Source organism: Sphingobacterium sp., from assembly GCF_032065005.1.
In the GTDB taxonomy this organism is placed as follows: Bacteria; Bacteroidota; Bacteroidia; order Sphingobacteriales; family Sphingobacteriaceae; genus Sphingobacterium.
Genome location: NZ_DAMBMM010000012.1, coordinates 75,868 through 93,833, shown reverse-complemented (window position 1 = coordinate 93,833; position 17,966 = coordinate 75,868). Strand labels below are relative to the sequence as shown.

At 39.4% G+C, this 17,966-nt stretch carries 16 protein-coding genes; 4 read left to right on the top strand and 12 right to left on the bottom strand.

Annotated elements, in window-relative coordinates:
• Positions 1-43: 43 nt before the first annotated feature.
• Both RT138_RS16605 and RT138_RS16600 read left to right on the top strand, forming a co-directional pair.
• Positions 44-1,435, top strand: a complete 1,392-nt coding sequence (locus RT138_RS16605; protein WP_185213637.1) for an arginine decarboxylase — start codon at positions 44-46, stop codon at positions 1,433-1,435.
• 506 nt (positions 1,436-1,941) lie between these two features.
• Positions 1,942-3,057, top strand: coding sequence for an MBL fold metallo-hydrolase (locus tag RT138_RS16600; protein ID WP_313191574.1), 1,116 nt, complete (start codon positions 1,942-1,944; stop codon positions 3,055-3,057).
• Between the two features lie 4 nt (positions 3,058-3,061).
• Here RT138_RS16600 and RT138_RS16595 read toward each other — a convergent pair whose 3' ends face one another.
• The 8 genes from RT138_RS16595 to RT138_RS16560 form a co-directional block, all read right to left on the bottom strand.
• Entirely contained in the window at positions 3,062-4,183 is a 1,122-nt protein-coding gene (locus RT138_RS16595; RefSeq protein WP_313191573.1) for an ABC transporter permease, read from the bottom strand.
• Positions 4,180-5,286, bottom strand: coding sequence for an ABC transporter permease (locus RT138_RS16590; RefSeq protein WP_313191572.1), 1,107 nt, complete (start codon positions 5,284-5,286; stop codon positions 4,180-4,182). Before RT138_RS16590 ends, RT138_RS16595 begins: the two co-directional genes overlap by 4 nt.
• Positions 5,287-6,033 (bottom strand): ABC transporter ATP-binding protein, encoded by a 747-nt coding sequence (locus RT138_RS16585; RefSeq protein ID WP_313191571.1) that lies wholly within the window; start codon positions 6,031-6,033, stop codon positions 5,287-5,289. It lies immediately after the preceding gene.
• A gap of 1 nt (position 6,034) precedes the next feature.
• Complete coding sequence (locus RT138_RS16580) at positions 6,035-6,943, bottom strand: ABC transporter ATP-binding protein (RefSeq protein ID WP_313191570.1); 909 nt, start codon at positions 6,941-6,943, stop codon at positions 6,035-6,037.
• Between the two features lie 7 nt (positions 6,944-6,950).
• Complete coding sequence (locus RT138_RS16575) at positions 6,951-7,853, bottom strand: HlyD family efflux transporter periplasmic adaptor subunit (protein ID WP_313191569.1); 903 nt, start codon at positions 7,851-7,853, stop codon at positions 6,951-6,953.
• A gap of 5 nt (positions 7,854-7,858) precedes the next feature.
• Positions 7,859-9,154, bottom strand: coding sequence for a TolC family protein (locus RT138_RS16570; RefSeq protein WP_313191568.1), 1,296 nt, complete (start codon positions 9,152-9,154; stop codon positions 7,859-7,861).
• Positions 9,155-9,208: 54 nt separating this feature from the next.
• A complete protein-coding gene (locus RT138_RS16565) occupies positions 9,209-9,838 on the bottom strand; it encodes a TetR/AcrR family transcriptional regulator (RefSeq protein WP_313191567.1) in 630 nt (209 codons plus the stop codon).
• Positions 9,839-9,952: 114 nt separating this feature from the next.
• Positions 9,953-10,423, bottom strand: coding sequence for a hypothetical protein (locus tag RT138_RS16560; RefSeq protein WP_313191566.1), 471 nt, complete (start codon positions 10,421-10,423; stop codon positions 9,953-9,955).
• 118 nt (positions 10,424-10,541) lie between these two features.
• Between RT138_RS16560 and RT138_RS16555 the strand changes: the two genes are divergently transcribed.
• A complete protein-coding gene (locus tag RT138_RS16555) occupies positions 10,542-12,569 on the top strand; it encodes a M3 family metallopeptidase (RefSeq protein WP_313191565.1) in 2,028 nt (675 codons plus the stop codon).
• A gap of 35 nt (positions 12,570-12,604) precedes the next feature.
• On the opposite strand, the gene rnhA is transcribed toward RT138_RS16555, so the two are convergent.
• From rnhA to lon, 3 genes are all read right to left on the bottom strand, one after another.
• Entirely contained in the window at positions 12,605-13,111 is a 507-nt protein-coding gene (gene rnhA, locus RT138_RS16550; RefSeq protein WP_313191564.1) for a ribonuclease HI, read from the bottom strand.
• 55 nt (positions 13,112-13,166) lie between these two features.
• Positions 13,167-13,700 carry an FUSC family protein gene (locus RT138_RS16545; protein WP_313191563.1) on the bottom strand — a complete coding sequence of 178 codons (534 nt, stop codon included), beginning with the start codon at positions 13,698-13,700 and terminating at the stop codon, positions 13,167-13,169.
• A gap of 172 nt (positions 13,701-13,872) precedes the next feature.
• The gene (gene lon, locus RT138_RS16540) at positions 13,873-16,335 is read right to left on the bottom strand and encodes an endopeptidase La (RefSeq protein WP_313191562.1); all 2,463 of its coding nucleotides are present in this window, start codon (positions 16,333-16,335) and stop codon (positions 13,873-13,875) included.
• 324 nt (positions 16,336-16,659) lie between these two features.
• Between lon and RT138_RS16535 the strand changes: the two genes are divergently transcribed.
• Positions 16,660-17,328 (top strand): tetratricopeptide repeat protein, encoded by a 669-nt coding sequence (locus RT138_RS16535; RefSeq protein WP_313191561.1) that lies wholly within the window; start codon positions 16,660-16,662, stop codon positions 17,326-17,328.
• A gap of 65 nt (positions 17,329-17,393) precedes the next feature.
• Here the strand turns inward: RT138_RS16535 and RT138_RS16530 are convergent, their stop codons facing one another.
• Positions 17,394-17,921 (bottom strand): helix-turn-helix domain-containing protein, encoded by a 528-nt coding sequence (locus RT138_RS16530; RefSeq protein ID WP_313191560.1) that lies wholly within the window; start codon positions 17,919-17,921, stop codon positions 17,394-17,396.
• Positions 17,922-17,966 lie beyond the last annotated feature (45 nt).

The following is a 17,966-nucleotide window of genomic DNA, read 5'->3' as shown; positions in this document are numbered from 1 at the left end:
GGTATTCATCGTGAAAGCATATCTTTGCCAAAAATAATAAAAAATGCAGAGCTATCAGGAATTTCTTGACTTAAGTGTTGGTTTTCCGCAAGACGGATTCGATATCATCGATGACGAATTGTACTTCCACGATTTGAATTTGATGGAAATGATAGAAACGTACGGTACTCCCCTACGTTTTACCTATTTACCCATTATCAGCAAAAAGATACAACAAGCGAAGATCTTATTTCAAACAGCCATGTTGAAATATAATTATCGCGGATCATATAAATACTGTTATTGTACTAAATCATCGCATTTCAAACATATCGTTGAAGAAGCTTTGAAGAATGACATCCACTTGGAGACTTCTTCGGCTTTTGATATGCCCATGATTGATGCGCTGGAGAGACAAGGAAAAGTCACCAAAGACATTACAGTGATTTGTAATGGTTTTAAAACCTACCAATACAAACAATATATCGTCGATATGTTGCATGATGGATACCACAATATCATTCCAGTTCTGGACAATAAAGAGGAATTCAACATGTATGATGATGAAGTTGAGCTGTCTGAACCTTGTAACTTAGGTATCCGTATTGCTGCGGAAGAACAGCCAGATTCACAATTCTATACTTCCAGATTAGGGATCCGTATGGAAGACGTCATCGACTTCTACAACAGCAAGATCGTAGATAACCCACACTTTAAAGTGAAGTTATTACACTTCTTTATCAATTCGGGTATTTCTGACACTCCCTATTACTGGAATGAGTTGGAGAAATATGTGACCCTTTACTGTAAATTCAAAAAGATCAATCCTGATCTAGACACCTTGGATATTGGTGGAGGTATGCCATTTAAAGACTCATTGGTTCATGATTTCGATTATGAATACATGGTCAATGAAATTGTAAACCGCATCAAGCAGATCTGTGCACACCATGAGGTAGTAGAACCAGATATCATTACAGAATTTGGTAAATACACTGTTGCGGAGGCTTCAGGTATCCTTTATAAGGTATTGGGCAGAAAACAACAGAACGACCGTGAGAAATGGTTGATGTTGGATGGTTCGTTTATTACCAACCTTCCAGATGTTTGGGCACTGAACCAGAAGTATATTTTGTTACCGATCAATAACTGGGATTCAGAATATGAGCGTGTTAACCTTGGTGGTATCACCTGTGATGGCCAAGATTACTATAACCAGGAAGCGCATATGAACTCGGTATTTATGCCGAAAACCAGAAAAGTACAATACCTTGGATTCTTCCATACGGGAGCTTATCAAGAAGTATTGAGCGGTTACGGAGGTATCCACCACTGTTTACTGCCATCACCAAAGCATGTTTTGATCCGCAGAAATAGAGATGAAACATTTAACTATGAGGTTTTTGGCGAAGAGCAAAACTCAAAACAAGTCATGAAATTATTGGGTTACCAATAGGCAAGACTTCGAAAACAAAAAAGCAAGTTAATATCAATTAACTTGCTTTTTTGTTTTATCGCTAAAACATGCTCACTTTCATCCCTCAACCAATATTAACCCACTGATCTCCTTTCGTAACGGTCGAGGCAATTGCATGAATACCTCGGGTTTTAAATTTAGTTGTAGGTTTTTTGAGCCTTCTATTGGTAAGACCCAAAACAAATTTTGAAATCCTCCGCCTAACCATTTTCCATCATTAGCGAGGTACTCTTGATACTTCTTGTCCAAATCATTAATTGTTTTAAAAAACGACTGGATCGAAGAATCTTCAATTAAATACATGACTTACTGTTTATGTTAAAGAACTAATGCAAAATTATAAATGATATTTAACTATTCGTTAAATATTTTATTTTTTATTGATTGTTTTTTACATAATTGTTGGTATTTAACGCGAAATACATTAACTAATTCATTTATTGCAATCAGATTACAGATAATACTGTAAATTGTGCCGCATTAACATGAAAAAAATATTTAAGATACTTATGTATATCCTCCTTGCCTTAGTCTTGATCATCGCTGTGGCAGTATATTTATTGAGCCGGTCCGATCAAATGGGCGCTTTGGCTTCTGCGGATCGATTGAAAAGAATGGAGCATACCGCCACTTTTAAAGATGGAATATATGACAACCTAGAAAAAACACCTGCAATTAAGGAAGGTGTAAGCCAAGTCGCTGTATTCAAGTCGTTTTTCTTTGAAAAGGATAAAAGGAATATTCCTTCAAAACCATTACCGGTTGAGATTACTGATTTAAAGAATATTCCATTAGACCAAGATGTCTATGTGTGGTTTGGCCATTCCTCCTATTACATGCAATTGGATGGAAAAAGAATATTGGTGGACCCCGTATTAAATGGGAATGCATCCCCGATTCCAGGCAGCGTGAAGGCATTCAAAATGACCCATAAATACAAGGCTGAGGATTTTCCAGAAATCGATATCCTTATCCTTACCCACGACCACTACGACCATTTGGATTATCCTTCCATATTGCAACTGAAAAGCAAGGTCAAGGATGTCGTGACCAGTTTAGGTGTTGGAGCCCACTTCGAAAAATGGGGCTATCCTACTGAAAGAATCCATGAGTTATATTGGGGAGAAAAGTTAATTCTGGACAGCTTGCAATTCACTGCAGCGCCAGCAAGACACTTTTCAGGCCGTTGGTTGAAGAGAAATACCAGCTTATGGTCTTCTTTTGTTGTTCAATCTGATTCGTTGAAGGTATTTGTAGGTGGAGATTCTGGCTATGGCAAACATTTTAAGGAAATTGGTGAGCAATACGGTCCTTTTGATGTTGCTATCCTTGAGAATGGACAATACAATGAATTATGGAAATACATTCATCTCATGCCGGAGGAAGCTGTTACAGCGGCTCAGGATTTACAGGCGAAAAGAATCATTCCTGTCCATAACTCTAAATTCCCTCTTGCCAATCATGCTTGGGATGATCCTATGATCCGGATTAGCAAAGAAGCTAAAAATAAAAATGTCCCCATATGGACTCCAAAAATGGGACAGCTTATTTACTTAGATAAAGATAATGACACCAAAGAATGGTGGATAGGGGTTGAATAAACCCCTATGATGTTTTTCTATAGTTCCAGATCGCTAGGCCATTCAGCAAAATGGCAAATCCTATAATGATCAAGAAATGATGTTGGATATCCTGGAAGTCACTTCCCTTTAATACTATCATACGGACCACTTCAATGAAGTATGTTACAGGGATCATTTTCGTCACCACATAAGCCCATTGAGGCATGCTGTCAATGGAAGTGAAAAGGCCGCTCATCATCATAAAAATCATGATGAAAAAGAATGCGACCGACATCGCCTGTTGCTGAGTTTCGGAGATCGTAGAAATCAACAACCCTAAACCTAAAATCGCAATAAGGTATATGGACAAGTATCCATACAACCAAAACATATTGCCTACTGGCACTAATCCATATATAAATCTGCCGACCACAAATAACCCCACCGTAAAGACAAACATTCCGATGATCCAAAATGGAATCAGCTTTCCGAGGATGAATTGATATTTCTTGATTGGGGTTACATTGATCTGTTCAATGGTTCCAACTTCTTTTTCCTTTACGATATTTAGGGCGCACATATACGAACAGACCATGGTCACTAAAGCGACCAGAATCCCTGGTACCATAAACTTATTGTAAATCAGATAGGGATTGAACCAATTGGAAGAGGTGACATCTATCAGTGAATTGGCAGAAACTCCATTTTGATTGACCCATTTGGTCCGGATATCTTCATTGAAATCCTTTATGATCCTACTGAGATAGCTTGATCCCAATCCAGCTTTTACTCCATTGATGGCATTGGCCGCAATAAACAGCTCTGCAGACTTTTCTTTTATCAGATCTTTTTCAAAGTTTGTCGGGATTTCCAGTATTAAGTCTGCCTTTTCACTTTCGATCTGCTTCAGTGCTTCTTTAAAGGATTGCCCATAATCGGTTAACCTAAAATATCCAGAGGCTGTCATCTTAGCAATCAATTGCTGTGAAGCCGGAGAATGGTCATGGTCCACGATAGAAACATTGATATTTTTCACCTCGTAATCCGCTGCAAAAGGTAGAATGATCAATTGCATGATCGGTGCAACAAATATCAAAGGAAGCAACGCTTTATTTCTAAAGATCTGCTTGAACTCTTTTCTTAACAAAAACAACAATGATCTCATTCTAACCTTGTTTTAAAATTTTTCAAACTTAATACCAAGAGGATAACTGTCATCCCAACCAGAATCAAGGTTTCCTTCCATATGGCAGTAATTCCAAGACCTTTCAGCATAATGGATTTTACGATGATATAATACCACTTTGATGGAACCAAATTGGATACCAGCTGCAATGGCATGGGCATGTTTTCGATAGGGAACATAAAACCGGTAAACAACAGGATCGGCAGCATCATCCCCATCATAGAGATCAGCATTGCTGCCTGTTGGGAGTTCGTGACATTGGAAATTAAAAGCCCTACTGACAAGGCGCAGATGATCAACAGCGCACTCTCAGCGACCAACAAAATAAGACTTCCATGAATTGGCATGCCCATGAGCGTCACGGCCATGATCAGGATAACTGCCAGGTTGATCAATGACAACATGAAATATGGAAGTGCTTTAGAAACAATCACCAAAAAGGGGTTAAAAGGGGAAACCAACAAGATCTCCATTGTTCCCATTTCTTTTTCCTTCACGATAGAAACTGCTGTCATCAGCACACATATCAACATGAGCACCAATGCCATAATACCCGGAACAAAGTTCATCGCTCCTTTCAGCTCGGGATTATAGAGCATCCTCAATTCGGTATTGATGGAATTAAGCATTTCCTGTCCCTGCATCAGGTCCATTTGATAATCCATAATGACAGCATTTGCATAGTTCTGAAGGGTACTCGCCGTATTCGGGTCAGAACCATCCGAGATCACTTGGATTTGGGCTTTTTTCAGGTGCATTAAATCCTCATTGAACTTTGATGGAAACACCACAGCTAGCTTTATATTCTCCTTTTGAAAGGAGTCCTCGATATCTTCATAGCTCATCAAGGATTTCGTGACTTGGAAATTCCGATTGGCTTCAAACTTTCTCGTTATTTCCTGGCTGGCTATATCCTGAGAATAGTCGCAGATCACGATTTTTGCATTCTTAACCTCATTGGTCAGGGCGAATCCGAACAATACGATCTGCACGATCGGCAATCCAAACAACATCAGTAAAGTCTTTCTATCCCTGAACACATGGTAGAATTCCTTACGAACGAAGGACATAAACTGTTTCATCTAATCTCCCTTCCTTTTAGCGGCGCGAGCCAGTTCATAAAACACATCATCCATGGTTTCCGCTTTATATGTTCTTTTCAGATTTAACGGGCTATCCAAAGCTTTTATCTCTCCATCCACCATCATCGAAATCCGGTTACAGTATTCCGCTTCGTCCATATAGTGGGTAGTCACAAAAATGGTTATTCCACGTGCAGCCGCAGCATATATCAGGTCCCAAAACTGCCTTCGGGTAACGGGATCCACTCCCCCAGTCGGTTCATCCAAGAAAACAATCTTTGGATCGTGAATAACAGCGACGGAGAAGGCCAACTTTTGCTTCCATCCTAAGGGCAAGGAGGCTACCAATTTTTTGGCTTCATTTTCCAGACCCAAGGTCTTTAGCAGTTCAGTCCGCTTATCTTTCAGCTGCTTGTAATTGAGGCCATAGATACCTCCGAAAAAATCAATATTTTCATTAACCGTCAAATCTTCATAAAGCGAAAACTTCTGGCTCATGTAGCCTATGTTTTTCTTGATTTCCTCCGTCTGTTTATAGATATCAAAACCAGCAATATTGGCATTTCCAGAACTTGGTTTTGAAAGACCGCAAAGCATTTTCATGGCGGTGGTTTTGCCTGCACCGTTGGCACCCAAGAAACCAAAGATTTCACCTTTATAGACCTCAAAACTGATGGAGTTGGTCGCAATGAAATCACCAAATTTCTTAGTGAGCTTATCTGTCTTTATTACAACTTCGTCTGTCATGTTAGTTCATTAGGTTAATGAAACAATCCTCAATATTGGGTTTGATTTTCTTGATATCCAATCCCAGATGGCTTTGATTTCCTAGAGATTTCAGCAGCATTTCTTCTGCATGACCGTTATCTTCCTTGAAACTGATATGATGGTACTCACCAAAGGCATTGCAGGTTTTGATATTGGGATTATTCCTGAGATCAACCAATAGTTTGCCCATATTATTAGCTTTGATGGCATACAAAGGATCTGGATATTGCTTTATGATTTCTTCTGGAGTCTCAACGCTTAGGATCTTGCCGTTTTGTATCAAGGCAATACGCTCGCAAAGCGTAGCCTCGTCCATGTAAGGGGTTGAAACCAAGATCGTAATACCTTGATCCTTAAGCCTCGCTAGCATGTCCCAGAACTCTTTCCTAGACACCACATCCACTCCTGTTGTTGGTTCATCCAAGAATAAAACCTCGGGTTTATGGATCAGGGCGCAGCACAGGGCTAGTTTTTGTTTCATTCCTCCAGACAATTTGCCCGCCCGTCTATCCTTGAATGGTTCGATCTGCACATAAATATCCTTGATCAGATCATAGTTTTCTTCAACTGTAGTTCCAAAAACTGAAGCGAAGAAATTAAGGTTCTCCTCAATGGTTAGGTCTTGGTACAGTGAAAATTTACCGGGCATATAGCCAACTAGCTTCCTGATCTGCTTATAGTCTTTGACAACATCTAAACCTGCTACACTTGCGGAGCCTTCTGTAGGCAATAAGAGGGTAGTCAAAATCCTGAAAATACTCGTCTTCCCTGCTCCGTCCGGACCAATTAGACCAAATAGCTCACCCTTTTTCACAGAAATATCCACATGATCTACTGCGGTGAGTGCACCTTTATTGTAGGTTTTCACCAGATCAACTACTTGCACCATATCCATATCAGATAAACTTTATTTCAGCATACATGCCGATCTTATACCTTCCATCATTCTTCACTTTTACTTTGATAGCATAGACTTGATTGGCCCTTTCGTCTTTGGTCTGTATGGTCTTCGGAGTAAACTCTGCTTTACTGTTAATCCAAGTAATGATCCCTTCAGAAGTATGGTATCCACCATTTCCATCATCAGTCAACACCTGAACCTTTTGGTTCAGCTTGACATTTGGAAGCTGATTGCCGGTAATATATGCCCTCAATATCATGCTGGACAGGTCGGCAATCTTATACAGTGGTTTTCCCATGCCTGCAGTTTCGTTCACTTCGGCATATTTAGTCAAGACAGTCCCTTGGACTGGATTCACGATTTTCGATTTCTTTAATTGATCTTCCAATTGATAGATCTGCACTTCCAAAGGCACGACTTCCTTCCCGATACTTTGATTAGAAATCGATAGGCTGGATTGTTGGGCTTCTAACTGTCTATTGAGCAATTTGATCTGCGCATTGATATCATCTAACTGCTTAGGTGTCGCAGCATCACCAGCAATCAGGTTTTGGGTCCTTATTTTCTCCCTTTCAAGATGCTGAATTTGTTCTTTAATGGCAGATAGCTGGACTGGGATATTCGGTTTCCTACTTAATCCAGCACCAACCTGAGCCTCTAATTGGCGCTTTTTCAGATAGGTCTGCACCGTATCTATATAACCAATTTGTTGCCCCACGGCTAACTGGTCCCCTTCTTCTAGGTTAAACTCTTTGATAGTTCCATTCGCCTCAGCAGAAATGATGGTCTCAATTGCCTCAAAGCTACCTGAGGCATCGAAGGTATCTTTATCATTTTTACAGGATCCCAAAGCCAGTATTCCAGTACTTAGGAACAAAAAAATTTTCAGTCTTTTCATTATGATTAGTTTTCTGCTTTTCCAGATGTTGTTTGTAAGTTATATTGTGCCATTATGAGTTGGACTTCATGCAAGGCAAGGTTTTGTTTTGCCTGTTCCACCACATTCACCGAAATAAGGTAATCGTTGCTGCTGGCAGTGCCATAATTCAACTGGTTCAATGTAGAATTCCTTACCTGCTCCCGAAGGTCAATTATCTCTTGATCGGTTTTCAGCAATTCTTGAAACTTAGACAGCTCTGTTTGCTGTTGCGCAAGGTTCATTTTTGTATTGAATAGAAAAGTTTCCTCCTGCACATCCAATATTCGTTGGTTGTTCTTTATGATATTCTTTTCATTTTTCTGGGTATAGAAACTGTTCAGGTTCCAAGCCAAACGCAATCCCGCAATATAGAAGCCTTGCGTTTCGGGATTTAGCATATTCAATGCCGGTTGCCCAACACCAGCTTGAACAAAGAGGCTAAATTGTGGCAAAGACTTATTGTCAATCAATTTATTCTGAACATCAAGAGATTTCCTTTGTAAAGAAAACAAGGTCTGTTCCGGTCTATGGATTTCATTATTCCATTGCAAGGAAACAGGAGTCTGTAATTTGGTGTCTGGATCAAGCTGTTGACCAATCATTACACCTAGAACTGCCAGATAAGCTCTCTTATTGAAATCCAATTCTGTAATTCTTTGCTCAGCTTTCAGTTTTTCCGCTTTCAGGTTACTAGCAGAACTCCTGAGCGCGACACCATTGGCAACCGCAGTTTCCATTTTTTCAATGCCACTCTGCAGGTCTTGAACACTCAGATTAATCTGTTCTTTTTGTCTATCCAAAAGCAATAAGGCAAAATAAAGGTTATTGATCCTTTCTTTTAGTTTATACATTTCCACCTCAACCTTTTGGTTTTCGACGGCAGTATTGGCATTCAGATTTTCCTTTTGGTCCTTGAGATTCAAAAGACCGGTCAAAGATTGAGTCAGCTCAGCATAAACCTTATATTGACTCTTGCTAATGCTTGGAATCTCCATATTGGGAAGCTTAATGGGCATCGAGGTCACATCAGATTGATGTGTCGCCTGACCGGCCACAGACAACTGGGGCATGACAGCCTTTTGTGCATTATCCAAGGAAAACTCATTGGTTCTTGATATGAGATCCTGTTGCTTGATTAGTGGGTAATTGGAGCGGGCTAAAGTGTAGCACTCCTCCAAACTCAGGTTCCTCACTTCACTTTGCGCAATAACGAGGCTATTCCCCAGTCCCATAAATAGAATAAAACTTAAAACTTTCGTAAAGATATTTACCTTAATCATATATTTTAATATATTGATTTAAACATTTGACCAATTCATAGACAAAAAAATAGACTATGCTTTAAACATAGCCTGTACCCAAATGGGAATCAACTTTTTACGTTCTTCCATCAAGGCAAAAAATTCATTATTGTTGAGCCCCGTCCCGCTCATAATCATAGGTTGAGCAATAAAAGGGAACAGGACCATACCCAAAACGTTCATGATAAATTGGATAGGACTAACCTCCTTCAAGGTTCCTTTTTTAATTTCCTCATCCAATTGTTGGACAAAGAATGATTCACCTAAGATTTCACGGACAGGAATTTTCTCAAGAATATTGTTGACATTGTTTCGGATCTCACTCACGATAAATCCAGGAATCTCGGGTTTATCCTTGATCGAATCGATATAATGCTCAGCGATGGCACTGACCTTCTCCAGTAAGGTAGACTCACGGTCATTTAATACCAAGACCAAGCCTTTCACAAACTCACCTAATGTTTCCAACATAATGAGTTCGAAAAGCTTTTCCTTACTTCTGAAATAATAATTTAATAGGGATAAGTTGATTCCTGCTTCATCAGCAATATCTCTGGTCCTAGTCGCTGCATATCCTTTCTTATGAAATACAATGCGCGCTGCTTCTTTTATTTTGTCTTCGGTTGATGTATCTAATTCCTTCTCTTCCTTCTTATTCATCATTTGGCTTTTCACTTGAGATTGACCAAAGGTAAGAACATTTAGAGTAATTGAACAAATATTTTAATCAAATGACCAAACTTTTTAAAGAAAATAAACTAAACCCCCATTGGAAGCTTATTTTTTATGTAAAATCATCCCGTGATCAAACCTCAAACTATCCATATTTTTGAATACAAACTTCGAATCTATTTCTTCCACATCGCCAAAACCTTCAATCAATCCTTCTGGAACAATGCCAAAAACTGTTTCCCTAACAGAGTTTACACCTTCTGACATAAAACTATATTCACCCACCAATAAAGAGTCTTTAATTACCCCTCTGAATTCTCCATGGTTCTTGTCCTTTTCTTGAAAATTATAGCTTAGTGGTCCAATAAGGGAGTCGTTTTGACTCTTCAGATCCAATAAAATCGTATCTCCATTTTCATCAAACACATATTTTCCAGCCTGTTCTGAAGCGGTCCATTCATCTGCCACAGCATCATTTTGTTTATTGTCTTTAGTCTCCTGTCCAGAATTATTACAAGCACTCATACTAAATAACAGAGCCGGGACAACAAATAATGACTTAGCGATATTTCTCATGTTTATCTTTTTTTTTATTGTTATAACGCATAATGATACGTAATGTTTCCGTAAAATCTTGATAAATCTCTATTCCAGACCCATTTCCAGTAGATTTTTATTTGTAACTTTATATACTATGAATATTCTTACAAAGCCTTTCGAGACGAATTATAATACAGCTCCCTTTTCCCAAATCAAAAATGAAGATTACGTTCCAGCCTTTCAGGAAGCAATTGCTGAAACTAAAAGGGAAATTGAACAGATTGCAACAAACAATCAAGCAGCTACCTTTGAAAATACGATCGAGGCACTATCCTTCTCTGGAATGCAATTAGATCGGATTTCCAATATATTTTTCAATCTCCATTCTGCAGAAACGAATGATGAATTAGAAAAGATTGCTGTACAGGTAGCTCCTATGTTGGCAGAATTAAGCTCCGACATCACCTTGAACTATGAGTTATTCCTAAAGATCAAGGAGGTATATGATCAAAAAGACAGCCTAAATCTTAGCCCTGAACAAGAAACGCTATTGACCAAAAACTATAGAGATTTTGTTCGCAATGGCGCCTTGCTAGCCGACGAAAAGAAAAAAGAACTCAGGGAAATCGACCAGGAAATGTCGGTATTGAAATTAAACTTCGCAGAACATGTATTGGCGGATACCAATGCCTATCAATTACACATCTTGAAAAAAGAGGAGCTTGATGGACTTCCTGATTCTGTAATCGAGGCAGCACATGAACTCGCAAAAGAAGAGGGCAAAGAAGGATGGATATTCACCTTGGACTATCCTAGCTATATCCCTTTTATGACCTATGCCAGCAACCGTGAATTGCGAAAAGAATTGGCAATTGCAGCTGGTAAAAAAGGCTTTCAGGACAATGCAAATAACAATGAAGAAATAATTCTAAAAATTGCCAAACTGAGACATCAACGGGCTAAATTATTAGGTTATGATTCCCATGCACACTTTAAATTAGAAGAACGCATGGCTCAAAACCCCAATACCGTTACTTCATTTTTGAATGACCTCCTTGCAAAAGGCAAACCCGCTGCATTAAAAGAATTTGCCGAATTGAGCCAATATGCTAAAGAAAAGGATGGTTTAGACCATTTAGAAAAATGGGATGGCAGTTATTATTCAGAAAAACTGAAGCAAGAACGTTTCAATCTGGATGATGAAAAGTTAAGACCATATTTCAAACTGGACAATGTATTAAATGGTGTATTTGAAATTGCCCACCGCCTCTATGGCTTGAATTTTAAGGAAATCCAGAATATCGACAAATATCATCCAGAAGTTCAGACCTATGAGGTAAGTACAGATGATGGTGATTTAGTCGCAGTTTTCTATGCAGACTTCTTCCCCCGTAAGGGCAAGAGGAATGGCGCATGGATGACCTCCTACAAATCGCAATACATTAAAGATGGTCACAATGAGAGACCTCATGTTTCCATCGTCTGCAATTTCACTAGGCCTACTTCAAGTAAACCCTCCTTGTTAACATTCAACGAGGTTACCACCCTATTCCATGAATTTGGCCATGCCTTACATGGCATGTTGGCAGACACGACCTATCCTACCCTTTCCGGAACTTCCGTATTTTGGGATTTCGTCGAACTTCCAAGTCAAATTATGGAAAACTGGTGCTATGAAGAGGAAGCATTGAAACTTTTTGCCAAGCATTATGAAACTGGCGAGACCATTCCCATGGAATACATCCAAAAAATCAAAGATTCTGCTTCCTTCTTGGAAGGGCTGGCAACGGTCAGACAGTTGAGCTTCGGTCTTTTGGATATAGGCTGGCATGGACAGGACCCAAGTGCTATCAGCAAGGTGAAAGATTTTGAAACCCAACAGTTCGCAGAAACAGCGATCTATCCCGATGTCAAGGAGAATGTCATGTCCACATCTTTCTCCCACATCTTTGATGGAGGTTACTCTTCGGGATATTATTCCTATAAATGGGCGGAGGTCTTGGACGCGGATGCTTTCGATTATTTTCAACAGGAAGGTATCTTCAATCAGGAAGTTGCAAAAAAATTCAAGGACAATATTCTTTCAAAAGGTGGAACGGAACATCCAATGAAACTCTATAAACAGTTCCGAGGAAAAGAACCGTCTGTTGACCCACTATTGAAACGTGCTGGACTGATTTAATCCATACAATCGAACATAAACAAAAAAGGCTTAGATTAAATATCTAAGCCTTTTTGCAATTCTGCTTCAAATACAGAATCTATTTTCCAGGTGGACTTATCTTTTGATGCTTTAACAGCCAATTGGTCACATCGCTCGTTTAGCGGATGCCCAGCATGGCCTTTTACCCATACCAACTTTACCTTATGCAGTTTATATACATTCATCAACCGCATCCAAAGGTCCTTATTCTTCTTTCCTTGAAATCCTTTCTGAATCCAGCCATACACCCATTTTTTATCAATGGCATCGATGACATATTTCGAATCCGAAAATATGGTCACTTGCTGATTGAGGTTCTTCAAGGCTTCCAGACCAATGATAACTGCCAGTAATTCCATTCGGTTATTGGTCGTTTTCCTAAAGCCACCAGAAAATTCCTTTTCGATTAGTTTACCTTGAAATTCAGGATTTGCCCCTTGATAAATGGCCCGTAGGATAGTTCCATAACCACCAGGACCAGGATTTCCGCTGGATGCGCCGTCAGTATATAATTCAATCATTGCCGTAAAAATAACGATTTAATTGTAAGTGATGGATTTATATTGTAACTCGCTGTTAGGCAGGCTCCGTAAATATCTTGTATTTTTCCCGTAAGAATTGAATCACACCTGAAGATACAATGACGATCGTCAATCCTATAATACAGCCAAGACCCGTCGATAGTGCACGATAGATTGGCGTATAGGCAATCTGGGTATGGTGGGGTTCTATCATAATGATCAATAGGGCCACGATTGCTACCCTTGCCATGTTCAGGATCTTAAATCCCCAACATAGAAAGATGGTCAGCACGATACCTGTCATTATAGAATATACCGACTTAGGCAACAGCCAAACACAGCCCATGGCTACGACAGACCCTACAAAATTCGACTTAAAGCGCTCAATGGAAAGCCTTTTCGAATCCTTCTCCTCAGGAGAAATAACTAAAATAATGGATAATAATGCCCAGAAGACCTCGAACTGTTTAAACCTTAGATACATTAAGTATCCAATAACAAAACCAATCAGACACCGGATGATATAAATTAATAGAGGTGAGGTAATGACCCGCTTGACAAACCTCGCTGTATTACTGTTGAGATTCATTGCCGCAAAAATACTGTTTATTAAATTATAATTAAAATTAACCTCATAAGATTGAATGACCCTGACAAACCAAATTGAAAATCAGTCCTTAACAAGGAAACCGCTGATGCTGAAGACAATAAAAAAGGCACAATTTTGAATTAATTGTGCCTTGGATATTATGCAATATAAATTAATAATTCTCTCGATTTAGTTGTTTCGCGTTCTTGACCTTTTCATCCAGAAGCGCCAATTTAACCACTTCACGCATCTCGCTTACATAGTGGAAATTCAAGTCTTTGATATAATCTTCCTTGATTTCCAATATGTCCTTTTGGTTGGACTTGCTCAAGATGATATCCTTGATGTTGGCTCGCTTAGCCGCCAATATTTTCTCCTTGATCCCTCCTACTGGCAGTACCTTACCACGCAAAGTGATCTCACCCGTCATGGCCAATTTAGGTTTTACCTTATGTTGGGTGAACAAGGATGCCAAGGCAGTCAACATGGTGATACCGGCAGATGGTCCATCTTTAGGTGTTGCACCGGCTGGCACGTGAATATTCACGTCCCATTGATCAAAGACTTTAAAATCAATTCCAAATTCATCAGCATGAGAGCGTAGGTATGCCATGGCAATGGCAGCAGATTCTTTCATCACGTCACCTAAGTTACCCGTCAAGCTCAGCTTCCCTTTTCCAGGGCTCAAGCTAGATTCAATAAATAGGATATCTCCGCCAACCGAAGTCCAAGCTAAACCAGTTACAACCCCAGCAATATCATTGTTCTCATACAGGTCCTTGTCAAAGATCGGTGGACCTAAGATTTCCTCCACATCTTCTGCCGAAAGGTTATGATCATACGGTTTTTCCATTACGATCCTCGTTGCAATACCACGTACGATCGAACCGATTTTCTTTTCCAGACCACGGACACCCGATTCACGAGTATATTCTTCAATGATTTTCTCGATCATCTTAGGTTTCAGAGCAATATCTTTCGCTTGGATACCGTGCATTTCACGTTGCTTTGGCAACAAATGTTTCTTGGCGATCTCAATCTTCTCCTCAATGGTATAACCATTGACTTCAATAATCTCCATTCGGTCCAAGAGCGCAGGCTGCACACCACTCAATGAATTGGCAGTGGCAATGAACATCACTTTGGAAAGATCATATTCCATCTCTACATAATGATCGTAGAAGTGGGTGTTTTGTTCAGGATCCAAAACCTCCAACAAAGCAGAAGAAGGATCACCTTTAAAATCAGAACCTATTTTATCAATCTCATCCAAAACAAACACAGGGTTTGAAGCACCTGCTTTTTTCAAGGACTGAATGATACGGCCAGGCATGGCGCCGATATAAGTTTTTCGATGTCCCCGGATTTCCGCTTCATCACGGATACCTCCCAAGGCCATACGGGTATATTTTCTGCCCAAAGCTTTTGCAATAGATTTCCCCAATGAAGTCTTACCAACTCCCGGAGGCCCTACCAAACATAAGATCGGAGCTTTCATATCATTTTTCAGCTTCAAGACGGCCAAATATTCAATGATACGCTGCTTCACTTTTTCTAGACCATAATGATCTTTGTTCAATATCTTCTCTGCACGAGCTAAATCGAAATTGTCCTTTGTAAATTCGCCCCATGGCAAATCCAACAACAGTTCCAGATAATTTAATTGTACAGAATAATCAGCGGCAGCAGGATTGATACGGGCCAATTTCTCCAATTCCTTTTGGAAATGTTTGCCCACATCCTCTCTCCATTTTTTCGCTTTTGCCCTTTTCTTCAGTTCTTCGATTTCAAGGTCCGGAGTATTCCCTCCCAATTCCTCCTGAATGGTCTTCAGTTGTTGGCTCAAGAAATAATCGCGTTGCTGCTTATCTAAATCAATCCTTACCTTATTTTGGATTTGGTTCTTCAGCTCCAACATTTGGATTTCAGTCGTCAAATGCTCCAACAATTGTTTCGCACGCTTCACAAAATCCTTTATTTCCAATAGATCCTGTTTCTGCTCCAGCTCCAATGAAAGATTTGAAGAGATAAAGTTCACCAGGAAAGTAGGACTTTCGATATTCTTGATAGCAATTCCTGCCTCACTAGGAAGGTTTGGCGAAAGTTGAATGATCTGCAAGGCCATTTCCTTAACAGAAGAGATCAAAGCCTTGAATTCTTTACTGCTCGTTTTTGGTTTATCTTCCGGAAACTTCTCTACACGAGCGATCAGGTAGGGTTCAGTTTGAACCAATTCCTTTAGTTTCACACGCTGCTTACCCTGAATGATCACGGTCGTGTTACCATCCGGCATTTGAAGGATCTTGATGATATGGGCTACAGTCCCTACTTTGTTCAATTGTTCAAAAGTAGGATCCTCAACCGTCATATCTTTCTGAGACACCACAGCAATGGTGCGATCACCTTTATAGGCATCCTTTACCAATTTTATAGACTTATCCCGACCAACTGTAATAGGGATCACTACACCCGGAAAAAGAACCGTGTTCCTTAGGGGTAGAATCGGGAGTTGATCAGGAATTTCTGCATTCCTCATTTCATCCTCATCCTGTTGGGTTAATAAGGGAAAGAATTCAGTTTCTTCGTTTATGATAGGTAACGTTTGATTAAAATTGAATGAATCAAATTTGTTCATATGTACATGTCCAGCTTGCCGACATCTTGTCAGACGATCAGCTATTTTTTATTTTAAAATTAATGAACTCATATAGTGCAAGCAAAGTGCCAAGTCCGAAATTTGGTACATTTTATGCTATTATTGATTTGTATCTGTTAAATCGTCAGTAATCAGCACATTCTTTGTCACCTTTGTGTATAGATTTCTGCAAAATTTAGAAGCAAGTTACAAAATGTGGAAATGTTTATAACTATTGATTGCGGCGTTAAACTATTTAACAGATTTTTACTCTATTAGTAGGAGTATAGAAATTTACAGGGAAAACAACATAAAAATTCAGACATGAAATTAAATAACTTGAATACACAGATGAAGACGATTAAGATTGGGTTAGCTACTGTTGCTTTGGCATTAGCTACAATGGGTGCACAAGCACAAGAAAAACAACACAGCGATCCAAATGTACGTGCTGGTGAAAAAGCATTATTGGATGGTGATTTTAAAACTGCGGCAACTCAATTCGAAAAAGCATTACCTAATGCTGGAAACGAACCTGAAGTTGTGTATTTATTAGGTTACTCTCAATTCCAAAATGGTGATTACAAAAAAGCGATCGCTAACTTCAACAAAGTAATCTCTTTGGATGCCAAAAACACTTCTGCTTACTACTACAAAGCAAAAGCGAACAACAACATGGCAGTAAACAAAGAATTGAAATTGAGCAACCAAGAACGTGAAGCTTTATTGAAATCTGCTACTGCTGACTATACTAAAGCGATCGCTATCAATGCAAACGATGCTAAATTATATCAAAACCGCGCTATTGCTTACCGCGATCTAGGAATCCTTACAGGTACTAAAGGAGCGGCTAACTACAATAAAGCAACAGCTACTGATGCGTACAACAAAGCTATTACAGACTATCAGAAAGTTTTGACTTATGATGCATCTCGTAAAGACATCCAAACTGAAGTTAAGAAAGCTACAGTTTACCGTGATAACCTTAAATAACAATTGAACAAAAACAGAAAAGCCCGCAATTTGCGGGCTTTTCTGTTTTATATAACTTTTCAAGATTAGACCAACTGTTTCTTATAAACAGAGGGACTCACCCCGGTTGTCTTTTTAAATTGGCTGCTCAAATGAGCGATACTGCTATACTGCAGTTGTGCCGCAATCTCCGCCAATGTGGCATCATAGCTCAACAGCTCTTTAACCTTTTCAACCTTTAGGTTGATCAAATATTTTTCGATACTTTCCCCTTGGATTTCGGAAAACGCGCTACTTAGGTAGGAATATTCCAGATTGAACCTTTCCGATAGATAACTCGATGTTTTGATCGACATGGACTCCTCCGCCTTCAACATCTCTGAAAGCGCTATTTTTATCTCTTCGACCAAAATCTGCTTCCTATCCTTTAGCACTTCAAATCCAATCAACTTGAGCTCTTGGCCAAATAGGACACGTTCTGCTTCTGTAAAGGGTCTGCTTAAGTTAATGGAACCAATACTCACATCACGGAATGGAACATCCATCCTTTTCAAGATCTGTTCAACTGCCATAACGCAGCGAGGACATACCATATTTTTGATGTGAACTTGCATTGGATAAAGATAAGGATATTTTACCGGACCTAAATTAGCCTCTAG

Coding starts and splice junctions, on each gene's coding strand:
- RT138_RS16605 (WP_185213637.1), top strand. CDS start 44: ATGCAGAGCTATCAGGAATTTCTTGACTTAAGTGTTGGTTTTCCGCAA.
- RT138_RS16600 (WP_313191574.1), top strand. CDS start 1,942: ATGAAAAAAATATTTAAGATACTTATGTATATCCTCCTTGCCTTAGTC.
- RT138_RS16595 (WP_313191573.1), bottom strand. CDS start 4,183: ATGAGATCATTGTTGTTTTTGTTAAGAAAAGAGTTCAAGCAGATCTTT.
- RT138_RS16590 (WP_313191572.1), bottom strand. CDS start 5,286: ATGAAACAGTTTATGTCCTTCGTTCGTAAGGAATTCTACCATGTGTTC.
- RT138_RS16585 (WP_313191571.1), bottom strand. CDS start 6,033: ATGACAGACGAAGTTGTAATAAAGACAGATAAGCTCACTAAGAAATTT.
- RT138_RS16580 (WP_313191570.1), bottom strand. CDS start 6,943: ATGGTGCAAGTAGTTGATCTGGTGAAAACCTACAATAAAGGTGCACTC.
- RT138_RS16575 (WP_313191569.1), bottom strand. CDS start 7,853: ATGAAAAGACTGAAAATTTTTTTGTTCCTAAGTACTGGAATACTGGCT.
- RT138_RS16570 (WP_313191568.1), bottom strand. CDS start 9,154: ATGATTAAGGTAAATATCTTTACGAAAGTTTTAAGTTTTATTCTATTT.
- RT138_RS16565 (WP_313191567.1), bottom strand. CDS start 9,838: ATGATGAATAAGAAGGAAGAGAAGGAATTAGATACATCAACCGAAGAC.
- RT138_RS16560 (WP_313191566.1), bottom strand. CDS start 10,423: ATGAGAAATATCGCTAAGTCATTATTTGTTGTCCCGGCTCTGTTATTT.
- RT138_RS16555 (WP_313191565.1), top strand. CDS start 10,542: ATGAATATTCTTACAAAGCCTTTCGAGACGAATTATAATACAGCTCCC.
- rnhA (WP_313191564.1), bottom strand. CDS start 13,111: ATGATTGAATTATATACTGACGGCGCATCCAGCGGAAATCCTGGTCCT.
- RT138_RS16545 (WP_313191563.1), bottom strand. CDS start 13,700: ATGAATCTCAACAGTAATACAGCGAGGTTTGTCAAGCGGGTCATTACC.
- lon (WP_313191562.1), bottom strand. CDS start 16,335: ATGAACAAATTTGATTCATTCAATTTTAATCAAACGTTACCTATCATA.
- RT138_RS16535 (WP_313191561.1), top strand. CDS start 16,660: ATGAAATTAAATAACTTGAATACACAGATGAAGACGATTAAGATTGGG.
- RT138_RS16530 (WP_313191560.1), bottom strand. CDS start 17,921: ATGCAAGTTCACATCAAAAATATGGTATGTCCTCGCTGCGTTATGGCA.